Here is an 18,362-nt window from a genome sequence, read left to right on the forward strand (position 1 = left end):
AGCCGATCCCATTTTCGGATCGGTCGCTCCCCCATCCGGAGCGGCAGCGGCAACGGGGGCGTTCGCAACACGAGCCGCCGACGTGAGGGCATCCCTCGAGGGAGCCCGTTCAGGAGACAGAATGACTGCTGGTACCGCTCTGCAGCGCGACGCCTACCGCGACGACTTCGCGGCGCTGCTCGAGGAATCGTTCCTCCAACACGAGATCACCGAAGGCTCCGTCGTCAAGGGTCGCGTCGTCGCGATCGAGAAGGACGTCGCGGTCATCGACATCGGCGCCAAGACCGAGGGTCGCGTCGCCCTCAAGGAATTCAACGGCCCCGGCCGCGAGGGCGAGCTCGCCGTCGGCGACGAGGTCGAGGTCTACGTCGACCGCATCGAGAACGCGCTCGGCGAGGCCGTCATCTCGCGCGACAAGGCGCGCCGCGAGGAGTCGTGGGTCAAGCTCGAGAAGGCCTTCGAGGCCAACGAGCGCGTCTCCGGCACGATCTTCAACCAGGTCAAGGGCGGCTACACCGTCGACCTCGACGGCGCCGTAGCGTTCCTGCCGCGCTCCCAGGTCGACATCCGCCCGGTGCGCGACGTGACCCCGCTGCTCGGCACCCCGCAGCCGTTCCAGATCCTCAAGATGGATCGCCGCCGCGGCAACATCGTCGTCTCGCGCCGCACCGTCCTCGAGGAGAGCCGCGCCGAGCAGCGCTCCGAGCTGGTGGCCAACCTCGAAGAGGGTCAGGTCATCGACGGCGTCGTCAAGAACATCACCGAGTACGGTGCGTTCGTGGATCTGGGCGGCATCGACGGCCTGCTCCACGTCACCGACATGGCGTGGCGCCGCGTGAACCATCCGTCCGAGGTCGTGACCATCGGCCAGACGGTCAAGGTCAAGATCATCAAGATCAACCACGAGACCCACCGCATCTCGCTCGGCATCAAGCAGCTGCTCGCCGATCCGTGGGAGGGCATCGCCCAGCGCTATCCGGTCGACGCCAAGCTCAAGGGCCGCGTCACCAACATCACCGACTACGGCGCCTTCGTGGAGCTCGAGCCGGGGATCGAGGGCCTGATCCACGTCTCCGAGATGAGCTGGACCAAGAAGAACGTCCACCCCGGGAAGATCGTCTCCACCTCGCAGGAAGTGGAAGTGCAGATCCTCGAGGTCGATCCGGTCAAGCGCCGCATCTCGCTCGGCCTCAAGCAGACCCTGCAGAACCCGTGGGAGGCCTTCAACGAGAAGCATCCCGTCGGCTCCGAGGTCGAGGGCGAGGTCAAGAACAAGACCGAGTTCGGCCTGTTCATCGGCCTGGAAGGCGACGTCGACGGCATGGTCCACCTGTCGGACCTCGACTGGAACCGTCCCGGCGAGCAGGTGATCGAGGAGTTCAAGAAGGGCGACATGGTCAAGGCGCAGGTTCTCGACGTCGACGTCGAGAAGGAGCGCATCTCGCTCGGCATCAAGCAGATCGGCGGCGACCCCTTCGCGGAGGCCGGCGACGTCAAGAAGGGTCAGATCGTCACCTGCGAGGTCGTCGAGGTGAAGGATTCGGGCATTGAGGTGAAGATCGTCGACACCGACATGTCGACCTTCATCCGCCGCGCCGAGCTCGCCCGCGACCGCGGCGACCAGCGCCCCGAGCGCTTCGCCGCCGGCGAGAAGTTCGACGCCCGCGTCATCCAGTTCGACCGCAAGGCGCGCCGCGTCCAGCTGTCGATCAAGGCGCTGGAAGTCGCCGAGGAGAAGGAGGCGATGGCCCAGTTCGGCTCCGCCGATTCGGGTGCCTCGCTCGGCGACATCCTCGGTGCGGCCTTCAAGAAGGCCCGCACCAGCGACGACGTCGAGGAGAAGTAGTCCGGTCCAGGCCGGCCGCCCGGTCCATCCGGGCGGCCGTCAGGTCCCGGTCGATCGAAGGCCCGCGCCGGACACCCGTCCGGCGCGGGCCTTTCGTTTGGCGGGGCAAGACGATCCGGCGGCCCATGACAGGCGCGGCGCAACCGCAAGGCGATGCGGTTTTGGCCCCCTGCGCCCCTTGCCGGTCCGTGTCCGGCAGGGCTAGAACACCGCTCGCGGGCAACCGCCCGGCGCCCACGAGCTCAAGCCTGCCAAGGACTTGGTCTGTACCGCTGCCTAAGGTGCGGACCGCGTCGCGGCACGTGAGCCTCGTGCGCCCTGCCCCGGGCATCGGTCTGCGGGTGGGCTGAGAACCGGCCGGCCCGCGCGGCCGGGACCGTGAGGGAGCAGACCATCGCATGGCAGCCGACGCCGAACTCCTGATCGACCGGCGGCGGCTGCGCCGCAAGCTGTCCCTGTGGCGCGTCGTCGGCATCGGCGGCCTCGTCGTCGCCGTCGGCGCGGTCGGCCTGCGGGTCCGCGCCGGAACGGAGGGCGGGCTGTTCGGTGCGGTGAAGCCGCAGATCGCCCGCATCTCGATCTCGGGCTTCATCTCCGGCAGCGAGGCCACCGCCAAGCTGATGAAGCGGGTCGGCGAATCCGCCGCCGTCGAGGGCGTGGTGGTCTCGATCAACTCGCCGGGCGGCACCACCACCGGCTCCGAGGAGCTGTTCCGCAACCTGCGGGCGCTGGCCGAGAAGAAGCCGATCGTCGCCTTCGTCGACGGCACCGCAGCCTCGGGCGCCTACATCACCGCGATCGCCGCCGACCACATCGTCGCGCGCGAGACCTCGCTCGTCGGCTCGATCGGCGTGCTGTTCCAGTATCCGGACGTGTCGGGGCTGCTCGACAAGGTCGGCGTGAAAGTCGAATCGGTGAAGTCCTCGCCGCTCAAGGCCGAGCCGTCGGGCTTCACCCCGACCTCGCCGGAGGCGCGCGCCGCCCTCGCGGCGGTGGTCGGCGACACCTACGCCTGGTTCAAGAACCTCGTGGCCGAGCGGCGCGGGATGGACGGCGCCCAGGTCGCCACGGTCTCCGACGGCCGGGTGTTCAGCGGCCGCCAGAGCGTGCCGCTGAAGCTCGTGGACGAGCTCGGCAGCGAGCGGCAGGCGATCGCCTGGCTCGAGAGCGCGCGCAAGGTGCCCAAGAACCTGCCGGTGACCGACTGGAAGCCGGCTTCCGGCCAGGGCTTCGGCCTGTTCTCGGCGCTCGGCCTCGGTGCCGACCTCCTCGGGCTCGACGGCCTGTCCGCCCGGTTGGCCGAGGCCGGGGCCGAGGCGGGGGCCGTCACCCGGGGCGGCATGCTCGTGCTGTGGCGCCCGAGCCCGTCCGCCGCGCCCTGATCGGTGCGATCCATCAGGATTCGCGCCCCGGAACTTCGAGAAGACCAGACGCCATGATCAAGTCGGAGCTCGTCCTCAAGATCGCCGAGCAGAACCCGCACCTCTACCAGCGGGACGTCGAGACGCTGGTCAACGCGATCCTCGACACGATCGCCGACGCGCTGGCACGGGGCGACCGGGTCGAGCTGCGCGGCTTCGGCGCGTTCTCGGTGAAGCGCCGGGATGCGCGCCGCGGGCGCAACCCGCGCACGGGTGCGGCCGTTGCCGTGTCGGAAAAGGCCATCCCCGTGTTCAAGACCGGCAAGGAGATGCGCCTGCGCCTCAACGCGGCCGGGATCGGCGAGAGTCAGTCCGCGGCCGAGTAGGGCGCCGCGGGATGCCGGGCGGCCGCGTCGCCGCCGGTGCGGCGGATCGCGGATGGCCCCTCGGGCCATCCGCAGCACGGTTAAGAACGGTTCGGAGAGATCGATGGTCCGCTTCCTCAAGAGTCTGGTGCTGCTGCCCATCGCGGTCCTGGTGATCCTGCTCGCGGTCGCCAACCGCGATCCCGTCCGCCTCTCGCTCGATCCGTTCTCGCCCGATCCGGTGTTCAGCGTGACGCTGCCCCTCTACGCGATCGTGTTCGGCGCCGTGGCGCTCGGCATCGTCGTCGGCGGCATCTTCGCTTGGCTCGGGCAGGGCAAGGCGCGCCGCCAGGTCCGCCACCGCGGCCGCGAGATCCGCCGGCTCGAAGGCGAGACCGAGCGGCTGAAGGCCTACGCCCCGCCGGAGCCCGGCACCGCCCTGACGCTGCCGGGGCGGACCGCGCTGCCGGCCCCGCGCTGACGCGCGATTCCGGTTCTCGGGCCATGTCGATTCGCGTCAAGATCTGCGGCCTGAGCACGCCCGAGACGCTGGCCGCCGCGCTGGAATCCGGGGCCGACTGGATCGGCCTCGTGCGGTTCGAAAAGAGCCCGCGCCATGTCGGCCTCGACACGGCCCGCGCCCTGTCCGAGCAGGCCCGCGGCAGGGCCGAGCGCGTCGTGCTGCTGGTCGATCCGGACGATGCCGCGCTCGCCGCCGCGATGGAGGCGATCGATCCCGACCTGATCCAGCTGCACGGCTCCGAGACCCCGGGGCGCGTCGGCGAAATCCGCCGCCTCGCCGGCCGCCCGGTGATGAAGGCCATCGGCGTCGCGACCCGCGTCGACCTCGATCGGATCGCGGCCTACGCCGTCGCCGACCGCCTGCTCCTCGACGCCAAGCCGCCGCCCGGAGCCGCGCTGCCCGGCGGCAACGGCCGCGCCTTCGATTGGGATCTGCTCGCCGGGGCGGACCTTCCCGCCGGCTGGATGCTGTCGGGCGGCCTCGACGCGGTCAGCGTCGCCGCGGCGCTCGCCCGCACCGGCGCCACCGCGGTCGACGTCTCCTCGGGCGTCGAGGCGGGCCCGGGCGTGAAGGATCCCGACCGCATCGCCGCCTTCGTCAGGGCGGCCCGCGCGGGGGGCTGAGCCGGGATCAGCCCGCTCGCAGATCAGCGAGGGATCGCCGCTGCCGCCCGTCTTCGAAAAAGTTGTCGGGGGCGAGCCAGGCCCCGAACGCCGCCCTCACCCGGGGCCACTCGGCGTCGGTGACCGAGAACCAGGCGGTGTCGCGCGAGCGGCCCTTCACCACGACGGCGTTGCGGAAGACGCCCTCGAAGGTGAAGCCGTAGCGCAGGGCCGCCGCGCGCGAGGGCGCGTTGAGGGCGTCGCACTTCCACTCGTAGCGGCGGTATCCGAGCTCGTCGAAGGCGCGGGCCATCATCAGGGCCATGGCCTCGGTCGCGGCGGGCCGCCGCGCCAGCAGGGCCGAGAAGTGCAGGTGCCCGACCTCGATGACGCCGTTGGCCGGATCGATGCGCAGGTACGACGCGATCCCGACCGCCCGGCCGGCGCCGGCATCGACGACCGCGTGGAACAGCGGGTCGGCGCCGGCCGCCATCGCCGCCAGCTCGGCCCGGTAGGCCCCCTCCGTCTCCGGCAGGGTGTTGCCGAGATAGGTCCAGCCCCGCCGGTCCGGCGCCGCGGAGAAGGCCGAGAACAGGTCGGCGCCATGGCGCTCCGCATCGAGCGGCTCGACCCGGCAGGTGCGTCCCTGCATCGCCTCCCGCGGCGGCAGCGGGCGCGGGCGCCAGTCGGGCAGGGCCGGCCCGATCGGCTGGCCGAAGCTGTTCTCGCGCGCGCTCATCGTCCGCTCCGTTCCTGCACCAGGTCGGCCATGTGTGCTGACATGTCCGCCGCCATATCCTCCCGGCCGCCCGCCGCGCGAAAACCCGCGACCACGCCGGCGCGGTCGGCCTCCGGCCGGTTCTGGCTGAGCTTCCACTTGCCGGCGATGCGCGCGACCGGGATCTCGATCCCGACGATGCCCTTCACCTGCGCGTCGGTGAAGGGTCTGGGCGCGTCGTCCACCGACCAGGGCTCGGGCCGCGACGCCTCGCGCTGGTCGGTGAGTTCGGCGATCTGGCGGCGGAGCCAGTCGGGGTCGTCGACCACAAGCGGCCGACCCCAGGCGTGGACGGTGGCGTAGTTCCAGGTCGGCACCACCTTCCCGGTCTCGCGCTTGGTCGCGTACCAGGACGGGGTGACGTAGCCCTGGGGACCCTGGAACACCACGAGGCATTCCGCGACCTGCGCCAGCTCGCGCCATTGCGGGTTGGCCCGCGCCAGGTGCGCGCGCAGCGTCCCCCGTTCGGACGCCGCGCCGTCGATCAGGAACGGGATCGGGTTCGCCATCAGGCCCCCCGGACCGGCGGTGACCAGGAGCCCGAGGGGATGGGCGCGGATCAGGGCATGCTGCGCCCCGAGGTCGTCCTCTCGGAAATGCGGTGGCTGGTACATCGCGGCGCTCCGGACCGGTGGAGGCCCGTGCTTGACCGATCTCCGGTCCAGGCAAAAGATCCGGTTTCACGCAAGCGACTGGACCACTTCGTGCGCAAGGACCCGGAGAGGGAAACGGCGGGGGCGAGCCCTCCCGGGGACGCGAGCGCCCTCCCCCTCGTGCTCGATCTCGCGCCCGGCGGGGCGCTGCCGCTGCAGGCGCGCATCGGCGACGCGCTTCGCCGGGCGATCCTGGAACGCCGGATCGCCCGCGGCGCCCGCCTTCCCGGCTCGCGGGCGCTGGCCGAGGATCTCGGATGCGCCCGCGGCACCGTGCTGGCCGCGCTGGAGCAGCTGGTCGCCGAGGGCTACCTGACGGCGCGCGGGGGCTCCGGCACCCGCGTGGCCGCCATCCTCCCCGACGACACCCTCGCCGTCGCGAGCCCGCCCGAGGCCGCAGGGTCCTTCCCGGCACCGCCCGTGCTGTCGCGGCGCGGGACGGCCCTGATGGCGTCGTCGGCGCGGGCGTGGTTCTCCGCGCCTGTTGCGCCGGATGCCTTCGCCCTCGGGCGGCCGGCCGCCGACGCCTTCCCGTTCGCGACCTTCGGGCGCCTGCTCCAGACCGAGTGGCGCGACGGCGCCCCGCCGCCCCAACCCCTCGGCGACCCGCGCCTGCGCGCCGCCACCGCGGCCTACCTCGCCGCCACCCGCGGCGTCGCCTGCACGGCCGACGAGGTGATCGTGACGGCGGGCATCCGCCAGAGCCTGCGGCTACTCGCCCAGCTGCTGCTCGATCCGGGCGAGACGGCTCTGGTCGAGGATCCGGGGTTTCCCGGCATCGCGTCGGCGCTGGCGGAGGCCGGCCTGCGCCCCGCCCCCGTCCCGGTCGGGCCGGGCGGCCTCGCGATCGACCGGGCCGGCGCCGCCATGGGCGCGCGCCTCGCCGTGGTGACCCCGGCGCATCACTATCCGCTGGGCCACGCCATGAGCCTCGAGAACCGGCTGGCGCTGCTCGCCTGGGCCGAGGCCACAAGCGCCTGGATCGTCGAGGACGATTACGGCGGCACGTACCGCTATGCTGGCCGGCCGCTGCCGCCGCTGCGCGCCCTCGACCGGACCGGACGGGTGATCTACGCCGGCAGCTTCTCCAAGGTGCTGCTGCCGGCGCTGCAGCTGAGCTACCTCGTGCTGCCGCAAGGGCTCGCCGGCCCGGTCCAGCGGGCGCTCGCGGAGACCGGGCCGGCGCCCTCCGGCCTCGGCCAGGGCGCGCTCGCCCGCTTCATCGACGAGGGCCATCTCGGACGCCACCTGCGCCGCACGCGGAAGCTCCATGCCGGGCGGCAGGCCGCCCTGCTCGACGCCGCCCGCGACCACGCCGCGGGCCTGCTCGCGGTCGCGCCGCTGGAGGGCGGGATGCACCTGGTTGCTCGCCCCGGTCCGGACTGGCCGCCCCGGCTCGGCGACGCCGCGGCCGTCGCCGCCCTGGCGCAGGCCGGCATCGCGGCCGTGGCGCTCTCGGCCTACCACGCCGACCCGATGACGGCCGAGCCGGGCCTGCTGCTCGGCTACGCCGCCGTGCCCGAGCGCGCCATCGCGCCGGCGGTGACGCGCCTGGCGACGACCCTGTGGGCCGCCGGCGGGGGATGAGGCGACGTGGCCCGCGCCTTGCCATCCGCACCGCGCGCCTGTGCTAGCATCCCGAGCCGGCTTTAGAGGGTTCGACAACCGACCGATGCGGCACCAACGAGCCGACCGGATTGTCCCTCATGGTTTTCGGAGTTACATAAACCCGTGACGGCGGTCTGGGACGAGGCGAAGCGGCAGGCGAACCTGCTCAAGCATGGGCTCGACTTCGCCGAGTTCGAGACCGCTTTCGATGGCGAGGATGCCGTCTACCTGCCCGCGCAGCCGAGCCGCACCGGCCGCATCCGCTACAAGATCATCGGTCGATGGCGGGACCGGTTGGTCGTCGTCGTGATCGTCTCGCCATTGGGGGCGGAAGCCATCGCCCTGGTGAGTTTGCGCTACGCCAATCCGAAGGAAAGGGCCGTCCATGATCGTCTCGGATCGCAAGACAGACGCGCCGGCATTTTCCCAGGCGGATTGGGATGAGGTCTCCGACAACCCCGACCTGACGGATGTGGAACTCGCCGCGTTGAGACCGGCTCGCGAGCTGCCTCCGGATATCTACGCCGCGCTTCCGAGAAACCGCGGCGGACGCCCGCGGGCCGCGTCGCCCAAGGTGCAACTCACGCTTCGGATCGATCGCCGTGTGCTCGATGCCTACAAGGCGACCGGTCCCGGTTGGCAGACCCGCATGCATGACGTGCTGGCCCGCATCGTGGATGATCCAGGCGCAGGTCCGCATGCGGAAGCCGATACGGCGCGTGAGGCGGGGATTTATCGGCGGACGGGATCGGACCGAGGGGGCGCCGTCGCAGCCGGTCAGCCGTTTCCGCCTTCGCAGGACGCCGAGTCTGGTCCCTCCGGCCGGAAGAAGGCCTGATCGGGCCGATCGTCCGCGTTTCCCCCTCAGGCCGCCGCCTCGGCCCGCACCGGCTGCGGCCCGGCGCGGTAGGCGGCCGACGCCTCCTCCGTGCGCCAGCAGGCGGCGAGGTGCCCGTCACCGACGCTGAGCGAGGGCGGCGTCTCGCGGCACTTGTCGATCGCGAGGAAGCAGCGCGGGGCGAACGGGCATCCGGCCGGGCGGTTGGCGAGGTCCGGCGGGCTCCCCGGGATCGTCTGGAGCCGCGCGCCTTTGGCCAGCGCCCCCTCCGCGCGGCTGCGCAGCAGGCCGATCGTGTAGGGGTGGTGCGGATCGAGCACGACCTGGTGCGCGGTGCCGGTCTCGACGATGCGGCCGGCATACATCACCGAGATCCGGTCGGCGACCTCGACGGCGGCGCCGAGGTCGTGCGTCACCAGGATGATCGACAGGCCGAGATCGCGCTGCAGCTCGCGCAGCAGCAGCAGGATCTGGATCTGCACCGTGGCGTCGAGCGCCGTGGTCGGCTCGTCGGCAAGCAGCACCTGCGGCCGGCAGGCGAGCGCCAGCGCGATCATCGCGCGCTGGCGCATCCCGCCGGACATCTCGTGCGGGTAGGCGTCGAGGCGCCGCTCCGGGCTCGGGATGCGGACGCGCTCGAACAGCGCGAGCGCCCGCTGCCGGGCTCCCGCCGCATCGATCTTTTCGTGGCGGCGGATCGCTTCCGTGATCTGGCGGCCGACGGTGTAGACCGGGTCGAAGGCGAGCAGCGGCTCCTGGAAGATCATCGAGGCGACGTGCCCGCGGAAATCCGCCAGCTCGCGCTTCGACAGCGCGAGCACGTCGCGGCCCGCCACCGAGATTCCGCCCCGCGTGCGGCTGCGCCCTTCCGGGAAGAGGCGCAGGATCGCGCGCAGCGTCACGCTCTTGCCCGAGCCCGACTCGCCGATCAGCGCCATGGCCTGGCCGCGCTCGAGCCGCAGGTCGACCCCGTCGACCACCTCGACCTTGCCGAAGCCGACCTTGAGGTCGGTGAGCTCGACCGCGGGGGCCGACGCGTTCATGTCCGCGCTCAACTTCGCGCTCATGCCGCCACCTGCTCGGCAGCAGGAGCAAGGGAATGGCCCGAGCCCGGCTGGCGCGCGAGGCAGGCGGCCTGATGCAGCGGCGCGATCGGGGCGAGCGGCGGCGTCACGCCGGAGCAGACCGGCTCGGCGAGCCGGCAGCGCGGATGGAAGCGGCAGCCGTCCGGCGGGTCGATCGGGTTCGGCGGATCGCCGGTGAGCAGGGCGGCCTCGGTGCGGTTGTCGGGATCGAGCGACGGCATCGAGGCGAGCAGCGCCTGGGTGTAGGGGTGGGCGGGCTCGGCCAGCACCGTGTCCGAGGGGCCGAGCTCGGCGACGCGGCCGAGATACATCACCATCACCCGGTCGCAAATGAAGCGCACCACGTTGAGGTCGTGGCTGATGAACAGGTAGGTCAGCCCGAACTCCGCCTTGAGGTCGAGGAGCAGGTTGAGCACCTGCGCCTCCACCGACTTGTCGAGGGCCGAGACCGCCTCGTCCAGGAGGATCAGCCGCGGCTCCAGCGCGAGGGCGCGGGCGATGTTGACCCGCTGGCGCTGGCCGCCGGACAGCTCGTGCGGGTAGCGGCCGGCGAAGCGCTTCGGCTCCAGGCCGACGCGGGCCAGCAATCCGCGGGCACGCTCGATCGCCTCGCGGCTGCCGACCCCGTTGACCGTCGGCCCGAAGGCGATCGAGGCCTCCACCGTCATCCGCGGGTTGAGCGAGGCGTAGCTGTCCTGGAACACCATCTGCACCTGGCGGTGATAGGTCCGCCACGGCATCGCGCGGCTGCCCACCGCCTCGCCGTCGAACAGCATCTCGCCCTGGTCGCGCTCGATCAGGCCCATCAGGAGCTTGGCCGTCGTCGACTTGCCGCAGCCGGATTCGCCGACGATCCCGAGGGTCTCGCCCTTGAGCGCCGAGAAGTCGACGCCGTCGACGGCGCGCACGACCGACTTCTTGCCGCCGACGCCCTTGCGCACCGGGAAGTGCTTGACGAGGCCGGAGACCGACAGGAGCGGCTGGGCCGGGCCGCCGCGGTCGCGTAGCGAAGCGGTCGCGAGGTCGGCGGGCTGGACGATGACGCTCATGAGTGTTGCCCTGGGCGCTGATGCCGCGACGGCGATCCGCCGCGTGGGCGGTGACGCGCGGGCGCGCTCGCCGACGTCGGGCGGATGAGAGGGGGGCGGTGCCGAGCCGTGGGGATCACTGGCGGATCTCCATGGCGCTGCGCAGGCCGTCCGAGAACAGGTTGAACGAGATCGAGACGATGAAGATCGCCAGCCCCGGCAGCGCCGCCACCGTCGGGTTGACGTAGATCGCGGTGCGCAGCGTGTTGAGCATCAGGCCCCATTCGGGCTCCGGCGGCCGCACGCCGAGGCCGAGGAAGGACAGGCCCGAGGCCAGGATCATCGAGACCGAGATCAGGCCGGTGGAGTAGACGAAGATCGGCCCGACCACGTTGCCCAGCACCTGCACCCGCATGATCGTCAGCGCCGAGGCGCCCGAGAGGCGGGCCGCGTCGATGTAGTCGCGCGCGCGGATGCCGGTGGTGACGCTCTCGGAGATCCGCGCGATCTGGGGCACGAACACGCAGGTGAGCGAGACGATGGCGTTGAAGATGCCGGCGCCGAGCGCGCCCGAGAGCGCGATGGCGAGCAGCACCGAGGGGAAGGCGAAGAACACGTCGATGGTGCGCATCAGGATCGTGTTGGTCCAGCCGCCGACGTAGCCGGCGACGATGCCGATCGACGACCCGATCACGAAGGCGATCAGCACCGGCGTCACGCCCATGAACAGCGACAGCCGGGCGCCGACCATCAGGCGGCTCAGCATGTCGCGGCCGAGCTCGTCCGAGCCGAGCCAGTAGGTCGCGTCGCCGACCGGCTTCAGGCGGCGCAGCATCGAGCCGCGATACGGGTCCATCGGCGTGATCCACGGCGACAGGATCGCGACGACGACGATGGCAAGGATCACCAATCCGGCGGCGATCGCCACGGGGTCGCGCACGAGGCGGTGGCCGACATGGCCCCAGTAGCCGCGAGAGGCGACGAAGGCGTCGGGCTCGACCTCGGACGCCGCGGGGGCGATGCCGCCGTCGAGGGCCATGGTGGCGGCGGTGACGGGTGCGGTCATGACGTCATGCTTTCCTCGGGCTCAGGCCCGCTCGATGCGCGGATCGAGTGCGGTCTGCATCACGTCCACGAGGAGGTTGAGGGCGACGAAGAACATCGCCAGCACCAGGATCGAGCCCTGGAGCAGGGGCAGGTCGCGCTGGAAGATCGCGGCGTTCAGGAGGAAGCCGGTGCCGGGCCAGGCGAACACCGTCTCGATCAGGATCGAGCCGCCGAGCAGGTAGCCGAGCTGCAGGCCCATGATCGCGAGCGCCGTCGGCGCGGCGTTGCGGACCACGTGCTTGAACACGCCGACCTCGTCGAGGCCCTTGGCGCGCAAGGCCTCGACGAAGTCCTGGGCGAGGATGTCGGCCACCAGCGCCCGCACGGTGCGGGCGATGATGCCCATCGGGATCACCGACATCGTGACGGCGGGCAGGATGATGAAGCGCAGGTGCTCGAGATCGGGCCGCCAGTTGCCGGAGCCGTCGGGCCCGGCGCCGGTCGGCGGCAGCCAGCCGAGGTTGGCCGAGAACACGATCACCATCACCATGCCGAGCCAGTAATGCGGCACCGAGACGCCGAAGACCGAGATCGCGGAGGCGACCCGGTCGAGGATCGAGTTGCGGTGATAGCCGGCGACGAACCCGAACAGGGTGCCGAAGGTGAAGCCGATCAGCGTCGCGACCGAGGCGAGGATCAGGCTGTTGACCACCGCGCGGGAGACCTCGCCGAGCACCGGCCGGCCGGTGGCGATCGAGACGCCGAGGTCGCCGTGCAGCACGTGCCAGAGCCAGATCGCGTACTGCACCGGCAGCGGCTTGTCGAAGCCGTAGGCGGCGCGCATCTCGTCGATGGTCGCCTGCGTCGCGTCCGCCGGCAGGATCGCGCTCAGGGGATCGCCCGGCGCGAGGTGGACCAGCAGGAAGCAGACCAGGCTGACCCCGAACGCCACGGGCGTCACGGCGACGAGGCGCTTGAGGATGTAGAGCAGCATCGGATCCGGGTGTCCTTGTTCCGATGACCGGGGGGCGGGCGTGGGCCGGCCCCTCCCCCGCGACGGGGGGAGGGATCGCGTCAGCGCCCCGCGGTCGCGATGGTGATGTTCGAGAAGTCCTGGAACCAGTTCTGCGCCTGGACGAAGCCCTTCACCTTCGGGCTCATCGCCCGCGGGTTCACGTCGTGCGTGATCATGATGAACAGCGCGTCGTCGACGAACTTCTCATGGACCTTCTCCAGCACCGCCGTCTGCTCGGCCTTGTCGAAGGTGTTGCGGACCTGGTCGAACAGCTTGTCCATCGCCGGGTCGGAATAGTAGCCCCAGTTGGTGCCGTTCGGCGGCGCGAAGTTGCTCTGGAGATGCCGGATGAAGCCGGTGAACGGGTCCTGGATGAAGTACGAGTAGTTGATGCCCGTCACGCCGCGCGAGATGTCGGCCTTGGCGCCGGCGCGCCAGATGTTGATCAGCGTGTTCCACTCGACCACCTCGTAGTCGACCTGGATGCCGACCTCGGCGAGGTTCTGCTGCACGAACTCGTTCATCGGCAGCGGCTGCATCTGGCCGGAGCCGGAGGCCGAGATCGCGATCTTGGTCTTCAGGGGCTTGTTCGGCCCGTAGCCGGCTTCCGCGAGCAGCTTCTTGGCCGCGGCCGGATCGTAGGTCACCTTGAAGGTCGGGTGGCCGAACCACTGGTGGCCGGGCGGGAAGAAGCCGGTGGCCGGCACCGCGAGGCCGCCGAGCAGCTCCTTCAGGCCCTCGCGGTCGATGGCGAGGTTGGCGGCCTTGCGCACGCGCACGTCGTTCCAGGGCGAGCCCTCGACCCGCGACAGGTGCCAGGTCCAGTTGTGGGGATAGGTGTTGGTGACGATGGTGAAGCCGGCGCCCTTCAGCGAGGCGACGGCGTCGGGCGCGGGCGCCTCGATCCAGTCGACCTGGCCGGAGCGGAGCGCCGCGACGCGGGCGTTGGCCTCGGGCAGCGGCACCAGCACGAGCTTGTCGAGCTTGGGCACGCGGGCCTTGTCCCAGTACGCCTTGAAGGGGACCATCTCGGCGCGCTCGCGCGGCGCGAACAGGGTCAGCTTCCACGGGCCGGTGCCGGACGGGGTCTTGGCGAAGGCGTCCCAGCTCCGCCCGAGCTTCTCCCACTGGGCGGGCGAGGACATCATCACCCAGGCGATCTGGTAGGGCAGCGTCGCGTCCGGCGCCTTGGTGACGATCTCCACGGTCAGCGGGTCGACCACGCGATAGCTCGCCACCGCCGGGATGCGGGTGCGGCCTTGAGCCGACTGGCGCGGATCGTATTGCGGGCTGTCGTTCTTCAGCAGCTTATCGAGGTTCCACACCACGGCGTCGGCGGTGAAGTCGGAACCGTCGTGGAACGTCACGCCGGGGCGCAGCTTGAACGTCCACTTGGTCTTGTCGGCGGCGTCCACCGCCCAGCTCTCGGCCAGCCCCGGCACGAGGTCGGAGGGCTTGGTCGCCGAGGACAGGTCCCAGTTGATGAGCCCGTCGTAGACCGTGTAGCCCATGAAGCGCATGCCCTCGCCGCCGTTGTCGGCCTGGCCGGTGGTCAGCGGGATGTCGGAGGCGGTCATGCCGATCCGGAGCGTGCCCTGCGCCATCGCGGCGGAGGGCGCCTGGGCCGACAGCGCGAGGGCGCCGGCGAACGCCGCACGGGCGGTGAAGGTCTTCATCGAGCGAAACGGCATGTCGGGCGGGTCTGCTCCGTGAGGCGGGCCCCCGCGACGGGGCGCCCGAGAGGACGCCCGGCTCCATGCAAGCGCGCGGCCAGACCGGCGCTGGGGTGTCATTCTTTATTCAATCGCACCGGAGGCGCGGATCGGCGGGGGGGCCTACCCGTCGATCAGGCTCACATGCGCGGCGACCACCCGCCAGCCTTCGGGAAACCGCACCCAGGTCTGGCTCTGGCGCCCGATCCGACCCGGCGCGCTCTCGCGGAAGAACAGGGTCATCGCGGTGGCGAAATCTCGCCCGTAGGTGGTGATCACCGTCTCGGACAGGGTCCGTTCCAGGCCGACGGGCGAGCGCGCCCGGCGGAAGGCGCGGATCGCGTCCATGCCGTAGAGGTTCTCGCCCCCGCCGTAGCGGATGGTGCGGGGATCGTCGCGGAACAAGGCCTCGAGCACCGGCACGTCGTTCTCCGTCAGCGCGGTCTCGTAGGCGCGGAACGCCGCCTCGACCTCGGCCTTCACCGCGAAATCGTCGACCACCATCACGTCAGCTCCGCGATCGGGGCGCGGACGATGCCGAGCCGTTCCAGCACCCGCGCCACGCGCAGCGCCACGTCCTCGCGCCAGGGCGCGGCGATGACCTGCACGCCGAGGGGCAGCCCGCCTTCGAGCCAGACCGGCACCGCCGCCACCGGAAGGCCGATGAACGAGATCGGCTGGGTGAACACGCCGATATTGGCCCGCACCGGCAGGGAGACGCCGTCGAGGGTGAAGTGCGTCTGGCCGCGCGGCGGCGCCCGGCAGGGGGTGGACGGCGCCAGGATCACGTCGACGTCCGCGAACAGGTCGGCCACCGCGCCGCGGTACCAGCGCCGGAAGCGCTGCGCCCGCTCGACGAAGGGCGCCGGCAGCATCGCGCCGGCGATGAGGCGGTCGCGCACCGCCGGATCGAAGTCCTCCGGCCGGGTCCGGAGACGGTCGAGGTGGAGCGCGGCGCCCTCGGCCGCGGTGATCAGGTAGGCCGCCGCCCGGGCGCGGGCGGCTTCCGGGATCTCGACGACCCGCGTCGCGGCGAGCGCCCGCGCCGCCACCTGGACCGCGGCGAACGCCTCCGGGTCGCCGCCGCGGGCGAAGTAGCCGCCGGCCACGGCGATGCGGAGGTCGCCGAGGCCGGAATCCAGCCCCGGCAGGACGGGCTCCGCGGCCCGCGCGGTCGCCGCAGCGTCGTCCGGGTCGGGACCCTGCATCGCGTCGTAGGCGAGGGCCAGGTCGGTCACGCTGCGCGCCATCGGCCCGAGATGGTCGAGGCTGTTCACGAAGGGGAAGCTGCCGGCCCGGGTCAGGCGGCCGTAGGTGGGCTTGAGCCCGAAGCAGCCGCAGAAGGCCGAGGGCACCCGGATCGAGCCGTTGGTGTCGGAGCCGAGCGTCAGCGGCACCAGGCCGGCGGCGATCGCCGCGCCCGAGCCGCCCGACGAGCCGCCGGTCATGTGGCCGGCCGCGTGCGGGTTGCGGCTGTCGCCGTCGTGCACGTTCTCGCCGGTGAAGTCGTAGGCGTACTCGCCCATGTTGAGCGCGCCGACGAGGACCGCGCCGGCCGCCTCCAGCCGGCGCACCAGGGCGCCGTCGCGCGCGGCCGGCGCCCGCTCGCGGTTGATCGTCGATCCCGCCCGCGTCGGCAGGCCGGCGCAGTCGATCAGGTTCTTCACCGCGAAGGGCACGCCAGCGAGCGGCCCCGACGCCGCGCCGGCGGCCCGCCGCGCATCCACGGCGTCGGCGGCGGCCAGGGCGTGCGCGGCCGTCACGTCGGTGAAGGCGTTGACCGCCGGGTCGACCCGGCCGATCCGCGCCAGCGTCGCCTCGATCACGCTGCGGGCCCGGACGCGCCCCTCCGCGACGCCGGCGGCGATCGAAGCGGCGTCGGCGCGGCTCCAGTCGGTGCTCTGCTCCACCATCGCCTCAGGCCTCGAAGACCGGGGCCGCCTCGGCCTCGTCGGGCAGCGGGAAGCCGCCGACGAGGTCCGCCGCGGCGGCCAGGACCCGGAGGTTGGCGATCACCGGCGCGACCCAGGCGGGATCGAGGCGCAGCTCGAGCAGCGGGGCCGCGGCGGCGGCGAAGGCGTCGAGATCCGGCGGCGGTGCATCGCGGGTCGTCATCGGGCATCCTCATCGAACGATCGGACCTCGAGCGGGCAAGGGCCGCGCCAAGCCGCCCCGCTGGGCCGGACGCCTGAATTGCTCGTCGAATAGGCATAATCCGGTCAATCGCGTCTGCCTACGAGATAGGCAATCGGCGGCTGCCGCGCCCATCGCGGACGCAGGGCCGGTCAACCGGCGCCGAGCGTCACCGGCGCGATCGCGGCGAAGACGCAATCCTCCGGCGTGCCGTCCTCGTGCACGAGCATCGCGAAGGTGCCGGGCGCCGAGACCGTCATCAGGTGCGCGTGCCAGGCGCCGGCGCGGTAGTTGATGCCGGCCTGCCCCGGCACCCGGAAGGCGCGGATCGCGGCCTCGTCGGGCCGCCCGTCGCGGTCGGGCGCCACCACGACGAGGTAGGAATCCACCGCGAGCGGCAGGAAGGCCTGGCTCGACTGCGGATGCCGCTCCAGGCGGGTCAGCGGCATCAGGCCGGCGAACGGCTCGCTGCGGATCAGGGCGAGGTTGGCGGAGACGCCCGCGCGCCGGTTCTCGATCGGGCTCGCATGGTCCTGCCGCGGCCCCGCCGCGGGCGCGGCGAGCAGGTCGGCGAAGGGCCGCAAGGCAACCTCGTCCATCGGTTCGATCGGGATCGTGCGCATCGTCCGTCCTGGCTTCGTGCCCGGCTTCGCGGCACGGGGCCGAGCTTCCGCGGCTCGCCTCGGCGGTCAAGCGGGATTCGGGCCGGCTTGCGTATGGCCGAGGGCGGGTTTGCGGGGCCGAGGGCCGCGGCGGGGTTGACGGCGGAGGCGGCTGCGTCGTTGCGTCCCCGAGCCTTCAGACCGCCCGAGCAGACCCGTTGACCGATCCCCGCCCCTATCCCCGCGACCTCGTCGGCTACGGCCGCAACCCGCCGGCCGCCGACTGGCCGGACGGCGCCCGCATCGCGGTGCAGATCGTGCTGAACTACGAGGAGGGCGCCGAGAACTGCATCCTGCACGGCGACCCCGCGTCCGAGGCGTTCCTGTCCGAGATCGTCGGCGCGCAGCCCTGGCCGGGGCAGCGCCACATGAACATGGAATCGCTCTACGAGTACGGCGCGCGGGCCGGGTTCTGGCGGCTGTGGCGGCTGTTCACCGCCCGCGGGATTCCCGTCACCGTGTTCGGCGTGGCGCACGCGCTGATGCGCAACCCGGAGGCCGTCGCGGCGATGCGCGAGGCCGCGTGGGAGATCGCCAGCCACGGCCTCAAATGGATCGACATGTGCGACGCCTCCCGGGCGGAGGAGGCCGCCGCGATGGACGAGGCGATCCGCATCCATGCGGCGGTGACGGGCTCGGCGCCCGAGGGCTGGTACACCGGCCGCTCCTCGATCCACACGCTGGAGCTCGGCCTGGAGCGCGGCTTCACCTACCTGTCGGATTCCTACGCCGACGACCTGCCCTACTGGCTGACGGGCGCGGGGCGCACCGGCCTCGTGGTGCCCTACACCCTCGACGCCAACGACATGCGCTTCGCGAGCCCCCAGGGCTTCAATTCCGGCGACCAGTTCTTCGCCTACCTGCGCGACAGCTTCGACGTGCTCTACGCCGAGGGCGCGACGGCGCCCAAGATGATGTCGGTCGGCCTGCATTGCCGCCTCGTCGGCCGCCCGGGACGGATGGCGGCGCTGGCCCGCTTCCTCGACCACGTCGCCGCGCACGACCGGGTCTGGCTCGCCCGCCGCGTCGACATCGCCCGGCACTGGATCGCCCGCCACCCGGCGCCGTGACGGCCTGATTCGTGCTCCGCTCCGGGAAAGCCCCTT

The 18,362-nt window shown here is 72.0% G+C and carries 19 protein-coding genes and 1 pseudogene; 9 read left to right on the plus strand and 11 right to left on the minus strand.

The features are described 5' to 3' along the window. Window positions 1-121: 121 nt before the first annotated feature. From rpsA to MKK68_RS13385, 5 genes are all read left to right on the plus strand, one after another. Window positions 122-1,846, plus strand: a complete 1,725-nt coding sequence (rpsA, locus tag MKK68_RS13365; RefSeq protein ID WP_147727602.1) for a 30S ribosomal protein S1 — start codon at window positions 122-124, stop codon at window positions 1,844-1,846. A 398-nt stretch (window positions 1,847-2,244) separates the two neighbouring features. Continuing rightward, the gene (gene sppA / locus MKK68_RS13370; RefSeq protein WP_147842387.1) at window positions 2,245-3,228 is read left to right on the plus strand and encodes a signal peptide peptidase SppA; all 984 of its coding nucleotides are present in this window, start codon (window positions 2,245-2,247) and stop codon (window positions 3,226-3,228) included. 53 nt (window positions 3,229-3,281) lie between these two features. Then, complete coding sequence (gene ihfB / locus MKK68_RS13375; RefSeq protein WP_147727600.1) at window positions 3,282-3,593, plus strand: integration host factor subunit beta; 312 nt, start codon at window positions 3,282-3,284, stop codon at window positions 3,591-3,593. A gap of 103 nt (window positions 3,594-3,696) precedes the next feature. Further along, window positions 3,697-4,053: a lipopolysaccharide assembly protein LapA domain-containing protein gene (locus tag MKK68_RS13380; RefSeq protein WP_244030694.1), complete on the plus strand. Its 357-nt coding sequence runs from the start codon at window positions 3,697-3,699 to the stop codon at window positions 4,051-4,053. Between the two features lie 23 nt (window positions 4,054-4,076). Then, window positions 4,077-4,718, plus strand: a complete 642-nt coding sequence (locus MKK68_RS13385; RefSeq protein ID WP_243938486.1) for a phosphoribosylanthranilate isomerase — start codon at window positions 4,077-4,079, stop codon at window positions 4,716-4,718. Between the two features lie 7 nt (window positions 4,719-4,725). Here MKK68_RS13385 and MKK68_RS13390 read toward each other — a convergent pair whose 3' ends face one another. Both MKK68_RS13390 and MKK68_RS13395 read right to left on the minus strand, forming a co-directional pair. Then, window positions 4,726-5,436, minus strand: coding sequence for a GNAT family N-acetyltransferase (locus MKK68_RS13390; RefSeq protein WP_244030695.1), 711 nt, complete (start codon window positions 5,434-5,436; stop codon window positions 4,726-4,728). Then, a complete protein-coding gene (locus MKK68_RS13395) occupies window positions 5,433-6,089 on the minus strand; it encodes an FMN-binding negative transcriptional regulator (protein ID WP_147842391.1) in 657 nt (218 codons plus the stop codon). Before MKK68_RS13395 ends, MKK68_RS13390 begins: the two co-directional genes overlap by 4 nt. Before the next feature lie 90 nt (window positions 6,090-6,179). On the opposite strand from MKK68_RS13395, the gene MKK68_RS13400 reads away from it, so the two are divergent. The 3 genes from MKK68_RS13400 (at window position 6,180) to MKK68_RS13410 (ending at window position 8,574) form a co-directional block, all read left to right on the plus strand. Continuing rightward, window positions 6,180-7,715: a PLP-dependent aminotransferase family protein gene (locus MKK68_RS13400; RefSeq protein ID WP_244030696.1), complete on the plus strand. Its 1,536-nt coding sequence runs from the start codon at window positions 6,180-6,182 to the stop codon at window positions 7,713-7,715. A gap of 144 nt (window positions 7,716-7,859) precedes the next feature. After that, a complete protein-coding gene (locus MKK68_RS13405; RefSeq protein ID WP_243938490.1) occupies window positions 7,860-8,180 on the plus strand; it encodes a BrnT family toxin in 321 nt (106 codons plus the stop codon). Continuing rightward, window positions 8,122-8,574 (plus strand): BrnA antitoxin family protein, encoded by a 453-nt coding sequence (locus MKK68_RS13410; protein WP_243945925.1) that lies wholly within the window; start codon window positions 8,122-8,124, stop codon window positions 8,572-8,574. Before MKK68_RS13405 ends, MKK68_RS13410 begins: the two co-directional genes overlap by 59 nt. Window positions 8,575-8,600: 26 nt before the next feature. Here the strand turns inward: MKK68_RS13410 and MKK68_RS13415 are convergent, their stop codons facing one another. The 9 genes from MKK68_RS13415 to MKK68_RS13455 all read right to left on the minus strand — a co-directional run bounded on the left by MKK68_RS13415 (window position 8,601) and on the right by MKK68_RS13455 (window position 17,217). Then, entirely contained in the window at window positions 8,601-9,617 is a 1,017-nt protein-coding gene (locus MKK68_RS13415) for an ABC transporter ATP-binding protein (protein ID WP_243938530.1), read from the minus strand. Window positions 9,618-9,637: 20 nt separating this feature from the next. After that, on the minus strand, window positions 9,638-10,708 hold the full coding sequence (locus tag MKK68_RS13420; protein ID WP_244030697.1) for an ABC transporter ATP-binding protein: 1,071 nt from the start codon (window positions 10,706-10,708) through the stop codon (window positions 9,638-9,640). Window positions 10,709-10,823: 115 nt separating this feature from the next. Then, entirely contained in the window at window positions 10,824-11,753 is a 930-nt protein-coding gene (locus MKK68_RS13425; RefSeq protein WP_147727494.1) for an ABC transporter permease, read from the minus strand. A gap of 21 nt (window positions 11,754-11,774) precedes the next feature. Next, window positions 11,775-12,728, minus strand: coding sequence for an ABC transporter permease (locus tag MKK68_RS13430; protein WP_147727495.1), 954 nt, complete (start codon window positions 12,726-12,728; stop codon window positions 11,775-11,777). Between the two features lie 80 nt (window positions 12,729-12,808). Then, on the minus strand, window positions 12,809-14,440 hold the full coding sequence (locus tag MKK68_RS13435) for an ABC transporter substrate-binding protein (protein WP_147842972.1): 1,632 nt from the start codon (window positions 14,438-14,440) through the stop codon (window positions 12,809-12,811). A 144-nt stretch (window positions 14,441-14,584) separates the two neighbouring features. Beyond that, complete coding sequence (gene hpxZ, locus MKK68_RS13440; protein ID WP_147727497.1) at window positions 14,585-14,965, minus strand: oxalurate catabolism protein HpxZ; 381 nt, start codon at window positions 14,963-14,965, stop codon at window positions 14,585-14,587. Next, window positions 14,965-16,374, minus strand: coding sequence for an AtzE family amidohydrolase (locus MKK68_RS13445; RefSeq protein ID WP_244030698.1), 1,410 nt, complete (start codon window positions 16,372-16,374; stop codon window positions 14,965-14,967). Before MKK68_RS13445 ends, hpxZ begins: the two co-directional genes overlap by 1 nt. Before the next feature lie 4 nt (window positions 16,375-16,378). Continuing rightward, window positions 16,379-16,576: a DUF4089 domain-containing protein gene (locus MKK68_RS13450; RefSeq protein ID WP_244030699.1), complete on the minus strand. Its 198-nt coding sequence runs from the start codon at window positions 16,574-16,576 to the stop codon at window positions 16,379-16,381. A 170-nt stretch (window positions 16,577-16,746) separates the two neighbouring features. Further along, window positions 16,747-17,217, minus strand: coding sequence for an ureidoglycolate lyase (locus MKK68_RS13455; protein WP_244030702.1), 471 nt, complete (start codon window positions 17,215-17,217; stop codon window positions 16,747-16,749). A 197-nt stretch (window positions 17,218-17,414) separates the two neighbouring features. Here MKK68_RS13455 and puuE point away from each other — a divergent pair. Beyond that, a pseudogene (gene puuE, locus MKK68_RS13460) lies at window positions 17,415-18,320 on the plus strand (allantoinase PuuE); the annotation flags it as partial. Window positions 18,321-18,362 lie beyond the last annotated feature (42 nt).

It is taken from the genome of Methylobacterium sp. E-016 (genome assembly GCF_022829745.1).
GTDB lineage: Bacteria > Pseudomonadota > Alphaproteobacteria > Rhizobiales > Beijerinckiaceae > Methylobacterium.

What these genes read in the sequence shown, in the direction of transcription:
- MKK68_RS13395 (WP_147842391.1), bottom strand. Translation starts at nt 6,089, where the DNA reads ATGTACCAGCCACCGCATTTCCGAGAGGACGACCTCGGGGCGCAGCAT.
- ihfB (WP_147727600.1), top strand. Translation starts at nt 3,282, where the DNA reads ATGATCAAGTCGGAGCTCGTCCTCAAGATCGCCGAGCAGAACCCGCAC.
- MKK68_RS13435 (WP_147842972.1), bottom strand. Translation starts at nt 14,440, where the DNA reads ATGCCGTTTCGCTCGATGAAGACCTTCACCGCCCGTGCGGCGTTCGCC.
- hpxZ (WP_147727497.1), bottom strand. Translation starts at nt 14,965, where the DNA reads ATGGTGGTCGACGATTTCGCGGTGAAGGCCGAGGTCGAGGCGGCGTTC.
- sppA (WP_147842387.1), top strand. Translation starts at nt 2,245, where the DNA reads ATGGCAGCCGACGCCGAACTCCTGATCGACCGGCGGCGGCTGCGCCGC.
- MKK68_RS13420 (WP_244030697.1), bottom strand. Translation starts at nt 10,708, where the DNA reads ATGAGCGTCATCGTCCAGCCCGCCGACCTCGCGACCGCTTCGCTACGC.
- MKK68_RS13415 (WP_243938530.1), bottom strand. Translation starts at nt 9,617, where the DNA reads ATGAACGCGTCGGCCCCCGCGGTCGAGCTCACCGACCTCAAGGTCGGC.
- MKK68_RS13380 (WP_244030694.1), top strand. Translation starts at nt 3,697, where the DNA reads ATGGTCCGCTTCCTCAAGAGTCTGGTGCTGCTGCCCATCGCGGTCCTG.
- MKK68_RS13390 (WP_244030695.1), bottom strand. Translation starts at nt 5,436, where the DNA reads ATGAGCGCGCGCGAGAACAGCTTCGGCCAGCCGATCGGGCCGGCCCTG.
- MKK68_RS13410 (WP_243945925.1), top strand. Translation starts at nt 8,122, where the DNA reads ATGATCGTCTCGGATCGCAAGACAGACGCGCCGGCATTTTCCCAGGCG.
- MKK68_RS13445 (WP_244030698.1), bottom strand. Translation starts at nt 16,374, where the DNA reads ATGGTGGAGCAGAGCACCGACTGGAGCCGCGCCGACGCCGCTTCGATC.
- MKK68_RS13425 (WP_147727494.1), bottom strand. Translation starts at nt 11,753, where the DNA reads ATGACCGCACCCGTCACCGCCGCCACCATGGCCCTCGACGGCGGCATC.
- MKK68_RS13385 (WP_243938486.1), top strand. Translation starts at nt 4,077, where the DNA reads ATGTCGATTCGCGTCAAGATCTGCGGCCTGAGCACGCCCGAGACGCTG.
- MKK68_RS13430 (WP_147727495.1), bottom strand. Translation starts at nt 12,728, where the DNA reads ATGCTGCTCTACATCCTCAAGCGCCTCGTCGCCGTGACGCCCGTGGCG.
- rpsA (WP_147727602.1), top strand. Translation starts at nt 122, where the DNA reads ATGACTGCTGGTACCGCTCTGCAGCGCGACGCCTACCGCGACGACTTC.
- MKK68_RS13455 (WP_244030702.1), bottom strand. Translation starts at nt 17,217, where the DNA reads ATGCGCACGATCCCGATCGAACCGATGGACGAGGTTGCCTTGCGGCCC.
- MKK68_RS13450 (WP_244030699.1), bottom strand. Translation starts at nt 16,576, where the DNA reads ATGACGACCCGCGATGCACCGCCGCCGGATCTCGACGCCTTCGCCGCC.